Source organism: uncultured Sphingopyxis sp. (assembly GCF_900078365.1).
GTDB lineage: Bacteria > Pseudomonadota > Alphaproteobacteria > Sphingomonadales > Sphingomonadaceae > Sphingopyxis.
In genome coordinates, this window is sequence record NZ_LT598653.1 from 1,867,306 (window position 1) to 1,884,338 (window position 17,033).

Consider the following 17,033-nt stretch of genomic DNA (forward strand, 5'->3'; position numbering starts at 1 on the left):
TCCCGCGAAAGGTGTAGCCGTTGCCCCGACGATATAGGTGGGGTGCAACCCGTTGCATTGTTTGCGGGGCATGTGATTTTGTAGCAGACATTGGGGCGTCGCTATCCGCGACGCCCGCGCTTGTTCAGCATTTTCTGCGATTTCAAACCCTTGGGGAAGGGGTGGAGGAGAGTGAGGGATTCGAACCCTCGGTACCGTTGCCGGCACTTCGCATTTCGAGTGCGACGCTTTCGACCACTCAGCCAACTCTCCTCGCTGAGAGGAGACGCCCCTAGCGACGGTCCGTCGCCGTTGCAACCCTCTAGTCGCAAATCATCCCACATTCCTGTCATCCCGGCCTTCGCCGGGATGACAGCTTTGTCGGGGCTAGTCGGTCTCCCACCAATAGGACGCGCGCTGGCGGTCGCCCGTCTCGACCTCGTTCATCGTCAGCGGATCATAGAGCCGACCGCCCAGCATCACGCGGTGGATCTTGTCGGTATTGCGGATATCCTGCGTCGGATCGGCGTCGAGGATCAGCAGGTCGGCGAGCTTGCCCGCCTCGAGCGATCCGACATCCTTCGCATAGCCGAGCGACGTCGCCGGCATGATCGTCGCGGCGCGCAGCGCGTCGATATTGCTCCAGCCGCCGCGCACGAAGGACCAGATTTCCCAATGCGCGCCGAGCCCTGCCTGCTGGCCGTGCGCGCCGATCGAGACCATGCGGCCCGCGGCGGCGATCTTGCCCGCCTCGCGCGCCGAATCATCGTCGACATAATCGCTCTCGGGCGCGATCACGCGGCGCTTGTTGTTCGCGGCGAGTTCGGCCGGCGGCGCGTGGCGCGACAGGATCGGATGCTCCCAGACGTTCGTATGCGCGCGCCAATAGGGATCGCCGGCGGGGCCGCCATAGGTCACGACGAGCGTCGGCGTGTAATCGACCTTGGTCTGCCCCCACAGCTGGACGAGGTCCCGATAGAAAATGTCGAGCGGAATATTATGCTCGACGGTCGAATTGCCGTCCTGGATCAGCGTCACGTCCTGCGTGAAGAGCGAACCGCCCTCGGGCACGACGGTCATGCCTTCCATCTGCGCGGCCTTGACGACCATCTGGCGCTGGTCGCGGCGCGGCTGGTTGTAATTCTTGACGCTGTGCGCGCCCTGCGCCTTCAGCCGGCGGACATGCGCCAGCGCGTCGTCATAGCCGTTGATCTCGGCATAGACGCCCGCCGCCTTCGCGCCATAGATGACCTCGCCGGTCGAAAAGATGCGCGGCGCGAGGATCAGGCCCGCGCGCTGCATTTCGGACGAGACGAAAATTTCCGACGCGCGCGACGAGGGATTGTGGCTCGTCGTCGTGCCCATCGCGAGATTGACGATCTCTGACCAGTTCTGCTGCGGCACGAGTTCGTCTTCGCCGTGCGATCCGTGCGCGTGCGCGTCGACGAAGCCGGGGACGATCGTCTTGCCCGCCGCATCGACGGTCACCGCGCCCGCGGGAACGCTAATCGCCCCCGCCGGGCCGATCGCGGCGATGCGGTCGCCGTCGATGACGATCGCGCCATTTTCGATCACGCCGCCGTCCTTGTCGGCCATCGTCACGATCTTCGCGCCGGTGATGACGACGACGCCTTTATGCTTCGCCGCCGCCTGCGTCATCGACAGCGAGACGCCGTCGGTCGGGGGCGTGAATTTCGGCGCCTTTTCGTCGGCGGGCGCGCTCGCGAAGAGGCTCGCGAGGTCGGCGCTGAACAAGGTCGCGCCGCGGCTCCAGTGGAGGCGGCCGCCGCCATCCGACCAGTGGATATATTCGGCGCCGCTGCCCGAAACGCGGGTTACGGGCAGCGCGCCGCTCTTGGTGCCGAGCGCCACATCCTGTCCGCCGGGCATCAGCGGCGTGACATAGGCGTCATAATTCTGCCGGAAGGCGAGGGTGCGGCCGTCGGGTGAAATCTCGTAATCGCTGACGAGTTCGCCATTGGCGTGAACGCGCTTGTCCTGCCCGTGCAGATCGGTGCTGACGAGTTGGCTCTTGCCGCCCTCTGCGGTGATCATGAAGACGCGGTCGTTCGCCGCACCGAACTGCGGCTTGGCGCCGTCGCTGGCGATCCGCTCGGCGGTTCCGCCCGCGGCTGCGATGCGATAGACGCCGGGGTCTTCGCCCCAACGCTCCGAGGTGAGTCCGCCGCCGCCGCGCCGCTCGAACGCGATCGTCTTGCCGTCGGGCGAGAAGCGCGGTTCGGCATAATGGCCGGGGTTCGCCGTCACCTTGCGTGACGCGCCGCCGCCCGCGCCGATGACATGGATTTCGCCGAGACCGGCATCGGTCCAGCGGACAAAGACGATCGACTTGCCGTCGCGCGACCAGCTCGGCCACAATTCCATCGCGCCGTCCTTGGCGTTCGTCAGCCGCCGCGCGGTGCCGCCGGTCGCGGGCTTGACCCAGAGCTTGCCGAGCGTTTCGAACACGACGCTGCGGCCGTCGGGCGACACTTCGGCCCAGCGCGGCATTTTCGTCGCGAAGCTGTCGGGCGCGACCTCGACCGCCGGATGCGTCGCATCGACGATCACGCGGTCGTCGTTGATCGCGAACGGGATGACGCGTGCTTCGCCGCCGTCGCCACTCACGCGGCGCAGCTTGCCGCCGGCCCAGAAGACGATGTCGCGGCTGTCGGGGGTCCACGCCATGTTCGGATAGACGCCAGTGACCGCCCAGGTTTCCTGCACATCCTGGTCGAGCGCGTCATAGACTTTCTTCTCGGCTCCCGAGGCGAGGTCTTTCACATAGAGCTTCGACTGGGTGCCCTCGCGTCGCACGAAAGCGAGGCGCTTGCCGTCGGGCGACGGCGTCGGGCGCACCGCGCCGCCGGGCCCCGACGCGGCGGTGCTGATTTCGCCGTCGTTCAGGCTGTAGCGTTCGATATGGAACAGGTCGGTGTTGCTGTCCTGCGCATATTCGAAGATCGGACCCGGCGTGACGTTGCGCGTATAATAGACGCTCTTGCCGTCGGGGGCGAAGATCGGTTCGCCGAGTTCCTTCTGGTGCCGCTCGTTGGGCTTCTTGACCAGCGGGACGCCGGCGCCGCCCGAGACGTGATACATCCACACCTCGCCGGTGCCGAGCGAGCGGCCGGTGGTGAAATGCTTCTTGGCGACGAGGAACTGGCCGTCGGGCGACCAGCTCGGCTGGTTGAGCAGGCGGAAATCCTCCTTGGAGATCTGGCGCTTGTCGCTGCCGTCGCGGTTCATCAGCCAGATATTGTCGCCGCCCGCGCGGTCGGAGACGAAGGCGATGCGCTTGCCGTCGGGCGAGAAGCGCGGCTGATGCTCATAGGCGAGCCCCTCGGCGATTCGCGTCGGCGTCCCGCCGTCGATCGGCATGGTGTAAATGTCGCCCAGCAGGTCGAAGGCGATCGTGCGGCCGTCGGGCGCGACATCCACGTTCATCCAGCTGCCCTCGTCGACCGACAGCTGGATCTTGCGCGTCGCGAGGCCCGGCGGAGCGTTGACGTCCCACTTGTCCTCCTCCTTCTTCGTGTCGGCATCGGGCGCGGTCTGCGCCCAGACCGAGGTTGAACAAGCCAGAGCCGCCGCAAGGGCGAGAGCGAAGCGCGCCATGAAATTATCCCCGTTTGAAATTATGGTGCCGACCATATGGCCCGGGCGCGAACATGCAAGTGACAGGTTTCGATGAAGAACTGGCAGCTTCGACGAGCGGCTGCTAGCCCGGTCGAAAGACAATGATCGGGGAGGGCGAGGCGTGCCGCTAAAAGGGATCAGGGTACTCGATTTCGGCCGTTATATCGCAGGGCCTTATTGCGCGGCGCTGCTCGCCGATTATGGCGCCGACGTGATCCGCATCGAGGCGCCCGGCGGCAATGACGATCGCTATACGGTGCCCGTCGCCGACGACGGATCGGGGGCGATGTTCATGCAGATGAACCGCGCCAAGCGTGGCCTGACCTTGAAGCCCGGCAGCCCGGAAGGCCGCGAGATCGTCCGCCGCCTGGTCGAAACCGCCGATGTCGTGATCGCCAATCTCCCGCACGACGCGCTGGTCAAACTGGGCCTCGATTACGATAGTATTTCCGCGATCAACCCGCGCATCATCCTCGCGACCGCATCGGCGTTCGGCAGCGAGGGGCCGCTCGCCAGCCGCGTCGGCTTCGACGCGGTCGGGCAGGCGATGTCGGGAACGGTGCACCTCACGGGCACGCCCGACCAGCCCTATCGCGCGCAGGTCAATTATGTCGATTTCGGCACCGCGCTCCACTGCGCCTTCGGCATCATGCTCGCGCTGCGCGAGCGCGAGGCGACGGGGAAGGGGCAATGCGTGTCGGGATCGCTGCTCGGCACCGCGCTGGCGCTGTCGAACGCGCTCACCATCGACCATGCGCTGAACGGCATCGACCGCCAGCCGATCGGCAACCGCAGTTTCAGCTCCGCGCCGACCGACCTGTTCCGCACGCGCGACGGCTGGATCGTCACCCAGATCGTCGGCGCGTCGATCTTCGCGCGCTGGGCGGCGCTCGTCGGGCGCCCCGAGCTGATCGACGACCCGCTTTATGCCAGCGACATATCGCGCGGCGACAATGGCGCGGAGCTGAGCGCGATCATGCAGCATTGGTGCATCGATCGGACGAGCGCCGAAGCGATCGCCGAACTCGCGGCGGCGCGCGTTCCCGCCGCGCCGGTGCTGCGCGCGGGCGAGGCGCTGGCGCAGCCGCAGGTCGCAGCGATGGAACTGGTCGAGCCGGTCGATTATCCGGGCGCGAACGGCGCCGTCCCGGTGATCCGCGCGCCGATCCGCCTGTCGGCGAGCGACAAGGTCGCGCCCGGCCGCGCGCCGCGGGTCGGCGAGCATAGCGACGCGATCCTCGCCGAACTCGGCTATGACGCCGAAGCCACCGCGGCTTTGCGTGCGGCAAAGATTATTTGAGCCGGGGAGGGTGGACAAACATCGATCGCCCATTAAGTTACCGGTCAGTATAAAATTCAGCCGAGGAGCCCCCGATGACCGACAACAGCGAATATGTGCCGCCCAAAATCTGGACGTGGGACAAGGAAAGCGGCGGACGTTTCGCCAACATCAATCGCCCGGTCGCGGGGCCGACGCACGACAGGGAACTGCCGGTCGGCAAGCACCCGCTCCAGCTCTATTCGCTCGGCACGCCCAACGGCGTGAAGGTCACGGTGATGCTCGAGGAACTGCTCGCGGCGGGACACCGCGGCGCCGAATATGACGCCTGGCTGATCAACATCGGCGAGGGCGACCAGTTTTCGAGCGGCTTCGTCGGCGCCAATCCGAACAGCAAGATCCCCGCGCTCGTCGATCGCAGCGGCGCCGAGCCGATCCGCGTGTTCGAATCGGGCGCGATCCTGATCCATCTCGCCGAAAAATTCGGCGCTTTTCTGCCGACCGGCACCGCCAAGCGCGCCGAGACGCTGTCGTGGCTGATGTGGCAGATGGGCAGCGCGCCTTTCCTCGGCGGCGGTTTCGGCCATTTCTATGCCTATGCGCCGACCAAGCAGGAATATCCGATCAATCGCTATGCGATGGAGGTGAAGCGCCAGCTCGACGTGCTCGACCGGCGCCTCGCGGAGAGCGAATATATCGCCGGCGCGGACTATACGATCGCCGACATGGCGATCTGGCCCTGGTATGGCGCGCTCGCCAAGGGGCTCGTCTATGACGCGGGCGAGTTCCTGCAGGTTGACGACTATAAGAACGTCCAGCGCTGGACCGACCAGCTCGCGGCGCGCCCGGCAGTCCGGCGCGGGCGGATGGTCAATCGCGTGACCGGCGACCCGGCGAGCCAGCTCCGCGAGCGCCACGACGCCTCGGACTTCGACCTGCGCACGCAGGACAAATTGCAGGACGCCGAATGATCGCATTTTGCGCGTAGCGGCGCGTCGCGGCGATTAACGTCCCGGCAAGTTCCGCTGTTGCAACGCCATTTGCCGTGACAGGAAGCGCGGCGAAAATTCGTAAAATGCACGAAAAGGGCGTCGGGGCTTCTCGACGCCCTTTTCATTTGCACGCGCCATTCTGGCCGCATGACCGGCTCCAGCAGAATTTCGCGGCGCGTTCGCAAGATGGGCGTCACAGCCCTTACCCTGGCGCGCGGGGAGCGCGGCGCCGCCATCGTCGAAATGGCATTGGTGTTGCCGCTGCTCCTCGCGTTGCTGATGGGCATCCTCGTCTACGGCCAATATTTCCTGCTCGCGCACAATGTGCAGCAGGCCGCCAACGACGGTGCGCGCGCCGCGATCGTCGGCCTCGACGCCGCCGACCGTAGCGCGGTCGCGACCCGCGCGGTCGCGCGCAGCCTGCAGGCCGTGGGTGGCGCGCACAGCGTCGCAATATCCGAAACGAGCGAGGCGATCACCGTCGCCGTCACTTACACCGCGCCGCAGGGCAGCCTCCTGCGCTCGAGCCTCGTTCCGTCGCCCGACCATGTCATCCGCGCCCGCGCGACCTTCGAATTGCCGGTCGATTGATCGTGGCGCGCCCGTCCTTGCTTCGCCGCCTCGTCCGCAGCCGCCGCGCGAGTATCAGCATCACGACCGCCTTCGGCATGGCGATGCTGATCGGCTCGGCCGCCTTCGCGGTCGATCTCGGCTCGCTCTATCTCGATCGCCGTAAATTGCAGGGGATCGCCGACGCTGCGGCGATGGCGGCGGCGGGACGGCCCGGCGAGGAGCGCGCGGCGGCTGAGCGGATCATCGCGGCCAATTGCGATTGCGGCATCACCATCGCCGCGCTCACGCCGGGCACCTACACCGCGGATCCTTCGGTTCAGGCCGAACAGCGCTTCACCGGCGGCGGCGCGTCGCCGAACGCGATACGCGTCACGCTGACGCGCGATCGCCCGCTGTTCTTCGGCCGCTTCCTGACCGGCCGGAAGGACAGCATCATCCGCGCGACCGCGACCGGCGCACGGCGCGGCTATGCCGCCTTTTCGCTCGGATCGCGCGTCGCGGCGCTGAACGGCGGCCTGCCCAACGCGCTGCTGTCGGCGCTGACCGGCAGCGAGGTCAATCTGTCGGTGATGGACTATAATGCGCTCGCCAGCACCGACATCGACCTGCTCGCCTTTTCGGACGCGCTTCGCACCGAGCTCGATGCCGATGTGCTGACCTTCGGTCAGACGCTGAACACGCAGGCGACGCTGCCGCAGGTGGTATCGGCGCTGGCGAGCGCGTCGGACGGGCAGGCGGCAAGCGCGCTTGAGCAGATCGCCGATGCCGCGCTGCCGCATGCGCTGCTGCCGTCGCGCGCGATCGACCTTGGTCCGCGGTCGTCGAGCATCCGCATCGACGCCGCCAATCCGGTCAAGGTCAATGCGCTCAGCCTGCTGCGCACGATGCTGCTCCTCGGCAATGCGAACCGCCAGGTCGACCTGTCGCTCGCGGGCAATCTCCCCGGCGGATCGGGCGTCAATGTCGCGCTGCTCGTCGGCGAGCCGCCCGCCGACTCGCCGCTCATCGCGGTGACCGACACCAATGACGTCATCGTCCGCACCGCACAGGTCCGGCTGAAGGTCGACACGCGGGTTTCTACGCCGCTCGCCAGCGTCCATGTGCCGCTGCTCGCCGAGCTCGGATCGGCGTCGGCGCGGATCACCGACATCGATTGTGCGCCGGACAGCAGCGCCGCGGTCTCGCTCGGCGTCGTCACCTCGCCGGCGATGGTGGCGATCGGCACGGTTCCCGACGCCGATTTCCAGGACATGCAGCGCCCGCTCGACCCCCAGCCCGCGCGCGTGGTGAAACTGCCGCTCGTCAGCGTCGATGCGCGCGCCGAGCTCAATCTGTCCGACCTCGATGAAAAGCCGGTCGCATTTTCGCGCAGCGAGATCGACGAGGGGCGGGTGAAGACGGTGTCGAGCACGGGGCTGGTCGCGGGCGCGGCGGGGTCGCTCGCCGACGAGATGGAGCTCGACGTCAACGTTCTCGGCCTCGGCCTGAACCTGAAAGCGTTGACGAGCGTGGTCGGCGAGACCGTCGCGCTTGCCGCGCCGGTGCTCGATAGCGTGCTGTCGGACCTCACGGGATTGCTCGGCTTGCAGGTCGGGCAGGCCGATACGCGGGTCAACGCGCTGCGCTGCGGCAAGGCGCGGTTGGTCTGATCCCGCGCACAGTGGCGCCATTAGGGACATAATGGCGCGCCCGATCATCGCTCGCGGACCCTATAATGGTCGAAAGAATTTGGGGGCAATCGTGGCGACCGCACAAGAACCACAGCGCGTATCGGCGGCGGATTTCATCCGCGGCTTTGCCAATTGGCGATTGCAGTCGGCGCGCAAGCCCGTCGTCGTGACGCATCATGGCAAGGACGCGCATGTACTGATCTCGCTCGACGATTATCGCCGTCTGGGCGACAGGACGGCGCGCGATGTCGCCGGGGCTTCGGATCTGCTCCAGAGCTCGCTCGCCGGCCTCGTCGAATCGGTCCGCGACGCGGTGATCCTGATCGACCGGCAGCGGCGCATCGTCGCGGTCAATCCGGCGGCGTCCGATATGCTCGAAAGGCCGGCGGCGGGCCTGATCGGTCAGGAATTGACGGCCGCGCTGCCGTCGCTCGGCGACAGCCTTATCCTTCATCACATCGTCCGCCTGCTCGACCATAGGGAGAGGTTTTCGGGCGATTTGCCCGGGCTGCTGCGACCGCGCCAATGGCTGCACGTCGATCTGGTTCCGGCGCCCGTCGGCGGCGCGATCATGCTGCGCGACGTCAGCGAAGCGATGGAGGATTTCGCGGCGGGCGGCATGCGCGCCGCGATGCTGGACGCCGTCGAGAGTGACGGCGGGATCGGCCACGCCCGCATTTCGGTCCGCGAAACGGTCGAGGCAGCGAACGCGATGCTCACCGCGCTGGTCGGCGTCGATCCCGCGGCGATCCGCCGCGTCCGCTTTTCCGCGCTACTGGCGGTAGGGCGGCGCGCCGCCTTCGTCGAGGCGCTCGAATCGGTCTTCCGCTCGGGCGATTCCGCCCGCGTCGCGTCGCAGATGGTGACGCGCGACGGATCGGCCATCGATGTCATATTGACGATCGCGGAAGTGCGCGGTCCCTATGCCAGCGAAGGCGCGGTCGTGCTTGTCAGGCGCTCCTAAAACCAGCGCCCGCGCTCGATCGCCGTGCCGTTCGCGGGCAGCGAGAAATATTCGCCATCCTCGCCGACGACGACCGGCCCGTCGAAATGATCCTCGGCGCCGTCGAGGAAGGCCGCGTTCAGATAGGGCGAGGGCATCGACGGCACGACATGGCTGAGCACGAGCATCTTCACCCCCGCGGCGCGCGCGCTGTCCGCCGCTTGCGCCGGGCTGGCATGATAGTCGAGAATGTCGCGCATGATCTGCGCGGTCTGCTTGCGGCCCGCCCGGTCGAGCTGCGCGGCGAGGGTTTTCACCATCTTCGGCTGGAGCGCCTCGTGGATCAGCAGGTCGGCGCCCTTCGCGGCGGCTTCGAGCGATTTGGACGCCGCCGTGTCGCCGCTGATCACGACGCTGCGCCCCTTGTAGTCGAAGCGATAGCCGACCGAGGGCTGCACCGGGCGATGATCGACCGCGAAGGCGGTGACGCGCAAGCCTTCGGCCTCATAAACGACGCTCGGTGAAGCCGGAACCTCGAAGGGCACCGCAACCGCTCCGGCGGCGGCGGGCGGCGTGATCTTCATGCCATGATGCGCGGTGCGATACCCGTTGTCGAGCGCATAGGCGGCGTTGAAGCCCGCGATCACGCCCTCGACCCCGGTGGGACCGTGGACGGGCAGGGGAGTCTTGTTCCCGCTGGCGGTCCAGCGCAGCAGCATCATCGGGCCCATGCCGTCGATATGGTCCGAATGATAATGGGTCAGGAAAAGCGCGCCGATGCGCCCGTTGGGCAGGCCCATCTGCGCGATATTGCGCGCCGAGCCTTCGCCCGCATCGACGACGAACATCGCCTTGCCCGCGATGACGACGGTGCAGGATGCCGCGCGCTCGCGCGCCGGGAGCGGCGATCCGGTGCCGCACAGGCCGACGTGCAATCCATCGGGCAGAGCAGCGAGCGGGTCGCGCGCGATGTTGCGCTGGGCCGCGCGCTCGAAGAGCCACATGCCGATAGGCCGCTGGAACAGCCATGCCGACAATGCCCCGACGCCGATGATCGCCGCGATCCACAGCGCGGCTCGATGATTTCTGGTCATTCTTACCCCCTCCCGGTCCGCACGCGGCTTCTGCACATGCTGGACAAGCCGGGAGGTTAGGCGCAATCATCCGGTCAGGGAAGGTTGCAAGTGGCAACTTACCGTTTACGTAAAGGTGAGCGCCCATTATAAGGGCGCCAGTGCCCAATGGGAGATTCGTGATGGACATGGAATTCAGCCCCGAGGATTTGGCCTTCCAGCAGGAAGTGCGCCAATTCATCGCCGAAAATTACCCCGCGGAACTCCGCGGCAAGCAGGACGAGGGCGAAGAATTGTCCAAGGAGGATTTCCTCGCCTGGCACAAAATTCTTTACAAGAAGGGCTGGATCGCGCCCGCCTGGCCGGTCGAATATGGCGGCACCGGCTGGACGCCGACGCAGCGTTTCATCTGGTCGGAGGAGACCGCGCGCGCCGATTGCATCCGCCTGATGCCCTTCGGCCTCGCGATGGTCGGCCCCGTCATCTACACCTTCGGTACCCCGGAGCAGAAGGCGCATTTCCTGCCGCGCATCCTGTCGGGCGAGGATTGGTGGTGCCAGGGCTATTCGGAGCCCGGCTCCGGCTCGGACCTTGCCTCGCTGCGCACGACGGCCGTCCGCGACGGCGACGATTATATCGTCAACGGGCAAAAGACCTGGACGACGCTCGCGCAGCACGCCGACTGGGGCTTCTTCCTCGTTCGTACCGACAAGGACGCCAAGCAGCAGGAGGGCATCAGCTTCCTCCTCATCGACATGAAGTCGCCCGGCATCACGGTGCGCCCGATCATCACGCTCGGCGGCGAGCATGAAGTCAACGAAGTGTGGCTCGAGGACGTCCGCGTGCCGGTGTCGCAGCGCGTCTATGAGGAGAATAAGGGCTGGACCTGCGCCAAATTCCTGCTCGCGCACGAACGCACCGGCATCGCCGGCGTCGCGGCGTCGAAGCGCGGGATCGAGAAGGTGAAAGACATCGCCCGCACCGAACTCGATGGCGAAAAGCCGCTGCTCCAGAATCCCTTCTTCAAGCGCAAGGTCGCCGAGCTCGAAGTCGATCTCACCGCGCTCGAATTCACCGAACTCCGCAGCCTCGCCGGCGCCAATGCGGGCAAGGGACCGGGGCCGGAATCGAGCCTGCTCAAGATCAAGGGCTCGGAAATCCAGCAGCGCCTCACCGAACTGACACTCGAAGCCGTCGGCCATTATGGCGCGCCTTATTTCCGCGGGTTCGGAGAGGGCGACAACGAGCATCCGATCGGGCCCGATTATGCGCACCGCGCCGCGCCGACCTATTTCAACATGCGCAAGACGACCATCTATGGCGGATCGAACGAGATCCAGCGCAACATCATCGCGAAGATGGTGCTCGGCCTTTGACCACATAATGGACGTCATCCCGGCGAAGGCCGGGATTGCGCCGCCGCGTCATGGCGAGAGGTCGAGATCCCGGCCTTCGCCGGGATGACGTCGAAATCGAGGATAACGATAAATGGATTTCACCTACACCGAAACGCAGGACATGATCCGCGACACGCTCGCCCGATTTCTGAGCGACACCTATGACTTCGAGACGCGCCAGAAGTTCATCAACTCGGACAGCGGCCGCGATCCCGCGATCTGGACCGCGCTCGCGCAGGAACTCGGCATGCTCGGCGCGCCCTTTGCGGAGGAGCATGGCGGCCTCGGCGGCGGCGCGCTCGAAAATGCGATCGTGATGGAAGAACTCGGCCAGGTCATCGGGATCGAGCCTTATCTTCCGACCGTCGTCATCGCGGGCGGCGCGCTCAAGGCCGTCGGCGGCGCGCAGGCCGATGCGATGATTCCCGAGATCATCGCGGGCAATGCGATCGTCGCTTTCGCCTATGCCGAGCCGCAGGGCCGCTACGACCTCGCCAACCTCCGCACCAACGCGAAAAAGGACGGCGCGGGCTATGTGCTGAACGGCCACAAGGGCGTCGTCTACGCCGCGCCCTGGGCGACGCACCTGCTCGTCACCGCGCGCACCGGCGGCGGTCAGCGGGACAAGGACGGCGTCTCGCTGTTCCTGATCGACGCCGCTTTGCCCGGCATCGTCCGCCGCGACTATCCGACCGTCGACGGCAGCCGCGCGTCGGAAATCTATTTCGAAAATGTCGCGATCCCCGGCGACGCGCTGCTGGGCGGCGAGGGCGCGGCGCTGCCGCTGATCGAGCAGATCGTCGACGAAGCCACCGTGGCCGTCTGCGCCGAAGCGACCGGCGTGATGCAGAAGCTGCACGAAGGCACGCTCGAATATACGCAGCAGCGCAAGCAGTTCGGGGTGCCGATCGCGAAGTTCCAGGTCCTCCAGCACCGCATGGTCGACATGTTCATGGAAGTCGAACAGGCCCGCTCGATGACGATCATGGCGACGCTGAAGCTCGGCCTGCCCGCGAACGAGCGCATGGCGGCGGTGTCGGCGGCGAAGAACAAGGTCGCGCGCGGCGCCAAGTTCGTCGGCCAGAACGCGATCCAGACCCACGGCGGCATCGGCATCACGCAGGAACTGGCGATCGGCCATTATTTCAAGCGCGCGACGATGATCGAGGGCCAGTTCGGCAGCGCCGATTTCCATATGGACCGCTATGAGCGGATCGTGCTGGCGGATTGATTGATCCTCCCTGTCGCGTAGCGATGGGGAGGGGGACCGCCCGCGAAGCGGGTGGTGGAGGGGCAGCTACGGTGCGTCATGGCCCCTCCGTCAGCCCTTCGGGCTGCCACCTCCCCATGCCTGCGGCACAGGGAGGATCTCGCGCTCAATAAGCCACATCCACCGCGATCCGTAGCGTGCGCGGGCGCAGCGGTGTGAGAAAACCCTCATTGCCTTCGAGGAACGGCGTTCCCAGCGAAAAGCGATTGCCGCGCGAATCGAACAAATTGGTCAGCGTCAGCGACAGCCCGCGCCGATCGTTGCCGACCCGCATCGCGAGCCCCGTATCGACATAATCGCCCTGGCTTTCGCCCAGCACCGGCCCGATGCCGAGCCGCGACGGCCCGACATAATTTGCCCAGCCGTTCACGCGGAAATCCTCGCTGCCGATCATCGTCGCATAGTTGATCGACCCGCGCACCGCGTGGCTCGCGACATTAGGGATCCGGCCGAGCCGCGCCGGCGCCGCGGCGAACACCGGCAGGATCTGCGGCGACAGGTCGTCGACGCGGCTGTGGTTATAGACCGCGCCGAGCTCGAAGGTCAGCGCGGCGGTCGGCCGCATCGCGACCGCGCCCGACAGGCTGGTGATGCGCCCGTTGCCGATATTGGCGGTGGTCGGAAAGCCGCTGCTGTCGATGAAGTCCGCCTGGATGTTGCGCCAGCGGCTGTGCGAGATCGAAAGGCTGGCGTCGAGCAGGCTTCGGCCGCGGTCACCGAAACGCATCCCGGCCTCCCAGGTGCGGACCTTGTCGTTGAGGAAGCGCCGCACGAAGCTGCCGTCGACGGCAAGCCCGCCGGGACGGAAACCTTCCTGATAGCGCGCATAGAGCCGGACATTGTCGAGCGGGGTCGCGAGCAGCGAAAGCGACGGCAGCAGGTCGGTTTCGTTGCGCGACGCGGTCGTCGCGCGGTTCGCTTCCGCCAGCGCGAAGGATACGCCCTCGGCCTGGCCGCCCAGCCGCGCATGCGACAGGCGCAGGCCGCCCGAAGCGATCAGGTTGGGCATGATTTCGACCGTCGCTTCGGCATAGCCGGTGACTTCGGTGATCCGGTTGGTGACGCCGGGCAGGACCGCGCGCAGCGAACCATAGGCATATTCGCGGTCCTGCCGCGCGCGGTTGTGGATGAAGCTCGCGCCGACCACCCAGCCGAGCCCGTCGTGATAGGGCCGCGACAGCCGGTTCTCGCTGACGAACATGCGCGTGTCGTTATGCTGGTCGAGCACGCGCGGGACATCGGCCATGGGGGTGACCTCGACCGGGGCGAACAGGCGTTCGACATCGACCGCGCCCATGGCGGCCCCCGCATCCGCTCCTTCGCCGCGCCGGGCTTCGGGCAGGCTCGCGTCGAACCGCTCGAACAGGCGATGGTCGATGAAGGCGTTCGACGACTGGAAATAAAGATCGCCCCAATCCTTCATCACGACGATCGTGCCCATGCCGTAACGCGCGCTCGCATTCTGCTCGACCATCGAGGCACGGGTCAGCGGCGGCGCATCCTTGTCGGCATATTGCGCATCGTCGGAGGTGATCGCCTGGTAGATGCCGCCGAAATCGACCGTCCAGCCATCGCCGGCCTCAAAGCGGAAGGTGCCCCTTCCGCCGCGGACATGTACGCGGTTGACGTCATTCTGTCCGCGCAGCGGATTGTCGATATAGCCGCCGTCGGTGAGCATATAGCCGACGAGGCGCAGCGCATGGCCGTCCTCGCCGACGGGCAGGTTGGCGATCGCGGCGATGTCGCCGCCGGGGTCGCCATGCTGGGTGACCGACAGGCCCGCGATCGCCTGGATGGTCATTGCGCGCGGATCGGGCGCTTTCGGCACGACGTGGATGATGCCGCCGAGCGAGCCCGCGCCATAGAGCGTGCCCTGCGGCCCTTCGAGGATTTCGACATTGTCGATGTCGTAGAGGCGCAGGTCGGGGTCCGGCGCGTTGTAGCTGAGGCGGATGTCGCCGAAATATTGGCCGACGGTCGACTGCGTCGGGCCGGTGAAGCTCGAATCGGCGATGCCGCGGATGAACAGCTTGTTGCGGCCCGAACCCAGATGGGTCGAGGAAACATTGGCGGTGCGCGACAGGATCGAATCCATCCCGCGTTCGCCGCCGAACGCCAGATCGTCGCCATCCAATCGGGTGACGACGCCCGCGAAGTGCGAATGGGGTAGGTCGGTTTTCGACGCGGTGACGATGATCTCGTCCCGCGGCGCCGCGATCATGTCGTTCGCCGGCTCGCGCGCCCGCGGCTGCGGCACCGGTCGCGGCGCAGCGGCCGCCTTCGCGACGCGGGCGGGGCGCCGTTCGATGCGCCAGCTCGTCGCGCTGACCCGGACCGCGCGCGCGTCGGAGCCGTCGAGCAGGCGCCGGATCGCCTGTTCGACGCTCATCCGCCCGCGCACGGGTTTGACGCGCGCTTTCCACAGTTTCGCATCGGCGACGCTGATGCTGACGCCCGCCTGCCGGCTGATCAGCGGGAGAGCGGCCGACAGGCTGCCCTTCGGCACGTCGAACGCGCGTTCCTCCCCCGCCTGAACCTGCGCGGGCAGGCACAGCGCTATCGCTGCTACGGCAAGGGAGAGGCGCGGGTGCATGGTCAGCGGGTCAATATCCATCCATCGCCTTGCCGCGCGGCCTTCGTCCCCGACAATGCGGCGAGGTCGGCGATCGTGCGGTCGCGATTCTTGTCGATGATCAGCGCGCCGCGGAACGACAGGTCGGTCGCCTCTGGCGCGATGCGCACCTGCATCCCGGCGGTGCGCTTCAGATCCTCGGCAACCACGGCGAGCGGGGTGCCGTTATAGACGAGCAAACCGCTGCGCCAGCCGCCGACGTTCGCGACGTCAACATCCCGCACCACCGGCGGCGTGCTGTCGCCGTCGCGCGCTTCGATGCCCTTGCCGGCGACCAGCCGAACATTGTCGCGGTCGGGGTTGTAGAGGACGATGCCTTCGGACACGGCAACGCTGGTCTGGCGGTCGCGGCGCACGACGTTGAACGCCGTGCCGAGATCGACGATCTTGGCGCCGCCCGTCTCGACCACAAAGGGATCGTTATCGCGGTGGACGACATGGAACATCGCCTCGCCCGCTTCCAGCCGGGCAAAGCGCGGACGATCCGCGTCGATCTCGACCACCGAAGCGCCGTTGATCTCGATCTTCGACCCGTCGGCGAGGGTGACGGTGCGATGTTCGCCCGCAAGGGTCTCGATCCGGTCGCCGCCACCGAGCAGGCCAAGCCCCGAGATGCTGACCACCCCCACGATCGCAGCCGCCATGGCACCGCCGAACCAGGCGCGCCGCGAAGGTCGGCGCGGGGCGTCGGGGATCATCACCACCGACGGCGCGGGCGAAGGCGGCAGCGCATCGAGGTCGCGATCGAGGCTCGCGACCGCGTCGTAAATCGCGGCGTGCGTGTCGTCTTCGGTGAGCCAATCGGCAAAGCCGTCCCAGTCGGAGAAGCCGGGATCGCGCTGGCGGACCAGCCAGTCGATCGCGCGCGCTTCGGCGTCCGCCCGTTCAACCTGCATCGAACTGCCTCCGGATTTCGGCGAGCTTCGCATAAACCTTGCGCAGATCGGCTTCGACGGTGCTCAGGCTGACCCCCATTTCACTGGCAATATCGCGTTGATGGATGCCGTCGACGCGGAAACGTCTGAAAATCCGGGCCGGGCGCTCCCCCGTCGCCGCAATCGCGCTTTCGACGAGCGCGAGCTGTTCGCGCGAAATCAGCGCGCTTTCGCTCGACGGACTTTGCGTCGCCGATGCTTCGCCCCATGCCTTGTCGCGGAGCTCGCGCTGGCGCGCCGAGCGGTAGCGGTCGAGCATGAGATTGTTCGCGGCGCGCATGACATAGGGCAGGGGGTCGGCAATCGGCCCCATGGGCCGGTCGGTCAAGCGCATCCACAGGTCCTGAAACAGATCCTCGGCGCCGTCGCCCGCGCCGCGTACCTCGAGGAAGCGCACGATACGGTCGCGGTTGGCGAGCAACACGCCTTCAATGCCCTGGGCGGCGTCGGATCGATCACGCGTATGGGTCATGGATTGCTTGCTTTGGAACGCCATCTTCCGTCGGTCAGCGCCGCTTCGCCCTGCGCCATACGTCCCCCTGATGACGCCGTCATATAGCGTCCAGGCTCCACCGCGCAACCGCGGTGCCGGGAAAGCGGGGATGGACAGTGCAAGCATCGTCTTCTTCATTCGTTCATGCCCTAGGCAAG

12 protein-coding genes and 1 tRNA gene are annotated in these 17,033 nt (G+C 66.7%); 7 read left to right on the top strand and 6 right to left on the bottom strand.

Going from position 1 to position 17,033, the window contains the following annotated elements; genetic code table 11:
• Positions 1 to 162: 162 nt before the first annotated feature.
• Positions 163 to 252, bottom strand: a tRNA-Ser gene (locus QZL87_RS08520).
• Positions 253 to 366: 114 nt separating this feature from the next.
• Entirely contained in the window at positions 367 to 3,597 is a 3,231-nt protein-coding gene (locus QZL87_RS08525) for an amidohydrolase family protein (protein ID WP_295326348.1), read from the bottom strand.
• Positions 3,598 to 3,739: 142 nt separating this feature from the next.
• Between QZL87_RS08525 and QZL87_RS08530 the strand changes: the two genes are divergently transcribed.
• The 5 genes from QZL87_RS08530 (at position 3,740) to QZL87_RS08550 (ending at position 9,096) form a co-directional block, all read left to right on the top strand.
• On the top strand, positions 3,740 to 4,918 hold the full coding sequence (locus QZL87_RS08530) for a CoA transferase (protein WP_295326351.1): 1,179 nt from the start codon (positions 3,740 to 3,742) through the stop codon (positions 4,916 to 4,918).
• A 74-nt stretch (positions 4,919 to 4,992) separates the two neighbouring features.
• Positions 4,993 to 5,868 carry a glutathione-dependent disulfide-bond oxidoreductase gene (gene yghU, locus QZL87_RS08535; RefSeq protein ID WP_295326353.1) on the top strand — a complete coding sequence of 292 codons (876 nt, stop codon included), beginning with the start codon at positions 4,993 to 4,995 and terminating at the stop codon, positions 5,866 to 5,868.
• A gap of 168 nt (positions 5,869 to 6,036) precedes the next feature.
• Entirely contained in the window at positions 6,037 to 6,480 is a 444-nt protein-coding gene (locus tag QZL87_RS08540) for a TadE/TadG family type IV pilus assembly protein (RefSeq protein WP_295326356.1), read from the top strand.
• Positions 6,481 to 6,482: 2 nt separating this feature from the next.
• Complete coding sequence (locus QZL87_RS08545; RefSeq protein ID WP_295326359.1) at positions 6,483 to 8,111, top strand: TadG family pilus assembly protein; 1,629 nt, start codon at positions 6,483 to 6,485, stop codon at positions 8,109 to 8,111.
• A 91-nt stretch (positions 8,112 to 8,202) separates the two neighbouring features.
• Positions 8,203 to 9,096 carry a PAS domain-containing protein gene (locus QZL87_RS08550; RefSeq protein ID WP_295326361.1) on the top strand — a complete coding sequence of 298 codons (894 nt, stop codon included), beginning with the start codon at positions 8,203 to 8,205 and terminating at the stop codon, positions 9,094 to 9,096.
• Here the strand turns inward: QZL87_RS08550 and QZL87_RS08555 are convergent.
• A complete protein-coding gene (locus QZL87_RS08555) occupies positions 9,093 to 10,169 on the bottom strand; it encodes an MBL fold metallo-hydrolase (protein ID WP_295326364.1) in 1,077 nt (358 codons plus the stop codon). The genes QZL87_RS08550 and QZL87_RS08555 overlap by 4 nt on opposite strands.
• Before the next feature lie 161 nt (positions 10,170 to 10,330).
• On the opposite strand from QZL87_RS08555, the gene QZL87_RS08560 reads away from it, so the two are divergent.
• Positions 10,331 to 11,524, top strand: coding sequence for an acyl-CoA dehydrogenase family protein (locus QZL87_RS08560; protein ID WP_295326367.1), 1,194 nt, complete (start codon positions 10,331 to 10,333; stop codon positions 11,522 to 11,524).
• A gap of 112 nt (positions 11,525 to 11,636) precedes the next feature.
• A complete protein-coding gene (locus tag QZL87_RS08565; protein WP_295326369.1) occupies positions 11,637 to 12,776 on the top strand; it encodes an acyl-CoA dehydrogenase family protein in 1,140 nt (379 codons plus the stop codon).
• 145 nt (positions 12,777 to 12,921) lie between these two features.
• On the opposite strand, the gene QZL87_RS08570 is transcribed toward QZL87_RS08565, so the two are convergent.
• Genes QZL87_RS08570 through QZL87_RS08580 form a run of 3 tightly spaced genes read right to left on the bottom strand, consistent with a single transcriptional unit; the run spans position 12,922 to position 17,013 of the window.
• Complete coding sequence (locus QZL87_RS08570) at positions 12,922 to 15,429, bottom strand: TonB-dependent receptor (protein WP_295326371.1); 2,508 nt, start codon at positions 15,427 to 15,429, stop codon at positions 12,922 to 12,924.
• Complete coding sequence (locus QZL87_RS08575) at positions 15,411 to 16,343, bottom strand: FecR domain-containing protein (RefSeq protein WP_295326373.1); 933 nt, start codon at positions 16,341 to 16,343, stop codon at positions 15,411 to 15,413. Before QZL87_RS08575 ends, QZL87_RS08570 begins: the two co-directional genes overlap by 19 nt.
• Positions 16,333 to 17,013: a sigma-70 family RNA polymerase sigma factor gene (locus QZL87_RS08580; RefSeq protein WP_362989191.1), complete on the bottom strand. Its 681-nt coding sequence runs from the start codon at positions 17,011 to 17,013 to the stop codon at positions 16,333 to 16,335. Before QZL87_RS08580 ends, QZL87_RS08575 begins: the two co-directional genes overlap by 11 nt.
• Between the last annotated feature and the right edge of the window lie 20 nt (positions 17,014 to 17,033).

What these genes read in the sequence shown, in the direction of transcription:
- QZL87_RS08525 (WP_295326348.1), bottom strand. Translation starts at nt 3,597, where the DNA reads ATGGCGCGCTTCGCTCTCGCCCTTGCGGCGGCTCTGGCTTGTTCAACC.
- QZL87_RS08560 (WP_295326367.1), top strand. Translation starts at nt 10,331, where the DNA reads ATGGACATGGAATTCAGCCCCGAGGATTTGGCCTTCCAGCAGGAAGTG.
- QZL87_RS08565 (WP_295326369.1), top strand. Translation starts at nt 11,637, where the DNA reads ATGGATTTCACCTACACCGAAACGCAGGACATGATCCGCGACACGCTC.
- QZL87_RS08580 (WP_362989191.1), bottom strand. Translation starts at nt 17,013, where the DNA reads ATGAAGAAGACGATGCTTGCACTGTCCATCCCCGCTTTCCCGGCACCG.
- QZL87_RS08555 (WP_295326364.1), bottom strand. Translation starts at nt 10,169, where the DNA reads ATGACCAGAAATCATCGAGCCGCGCTGTGGATCGCGGCGATCATCGGC.
- QZL87_RS08570 (WP_295326371.1), bottom strand. Translation starts at nt 15,429, where the DNA reads ATGGATATTGACCCGCTGACCATGCACCCGCGCCTCTCCCTTGCCGTA.
- QZL87_RS08540 (WP_295326356.1), top strand. Translation starts at nt 6,037, where the DNA reads ATGACCGGCTCCAGCAGAATTTCGCGGCGCGTTCGCAAGATGGGCGTC.
- QZL87_RS08575 (WP_295326373.1), bottom strand. Translation starts at nt 16,343, where the DNA reads ATGCAGGTTGAACGGGCGGACGCCGAAGCGCGCGCGATCGACTGGCTG.
- yghU (WP_295326353.1), top strand. Translation starts at nt 4,993, where the DNA reads ATGACCGACAACAGCGAATATGTGCCGCCCAAAATCTGGACGTGGGAC.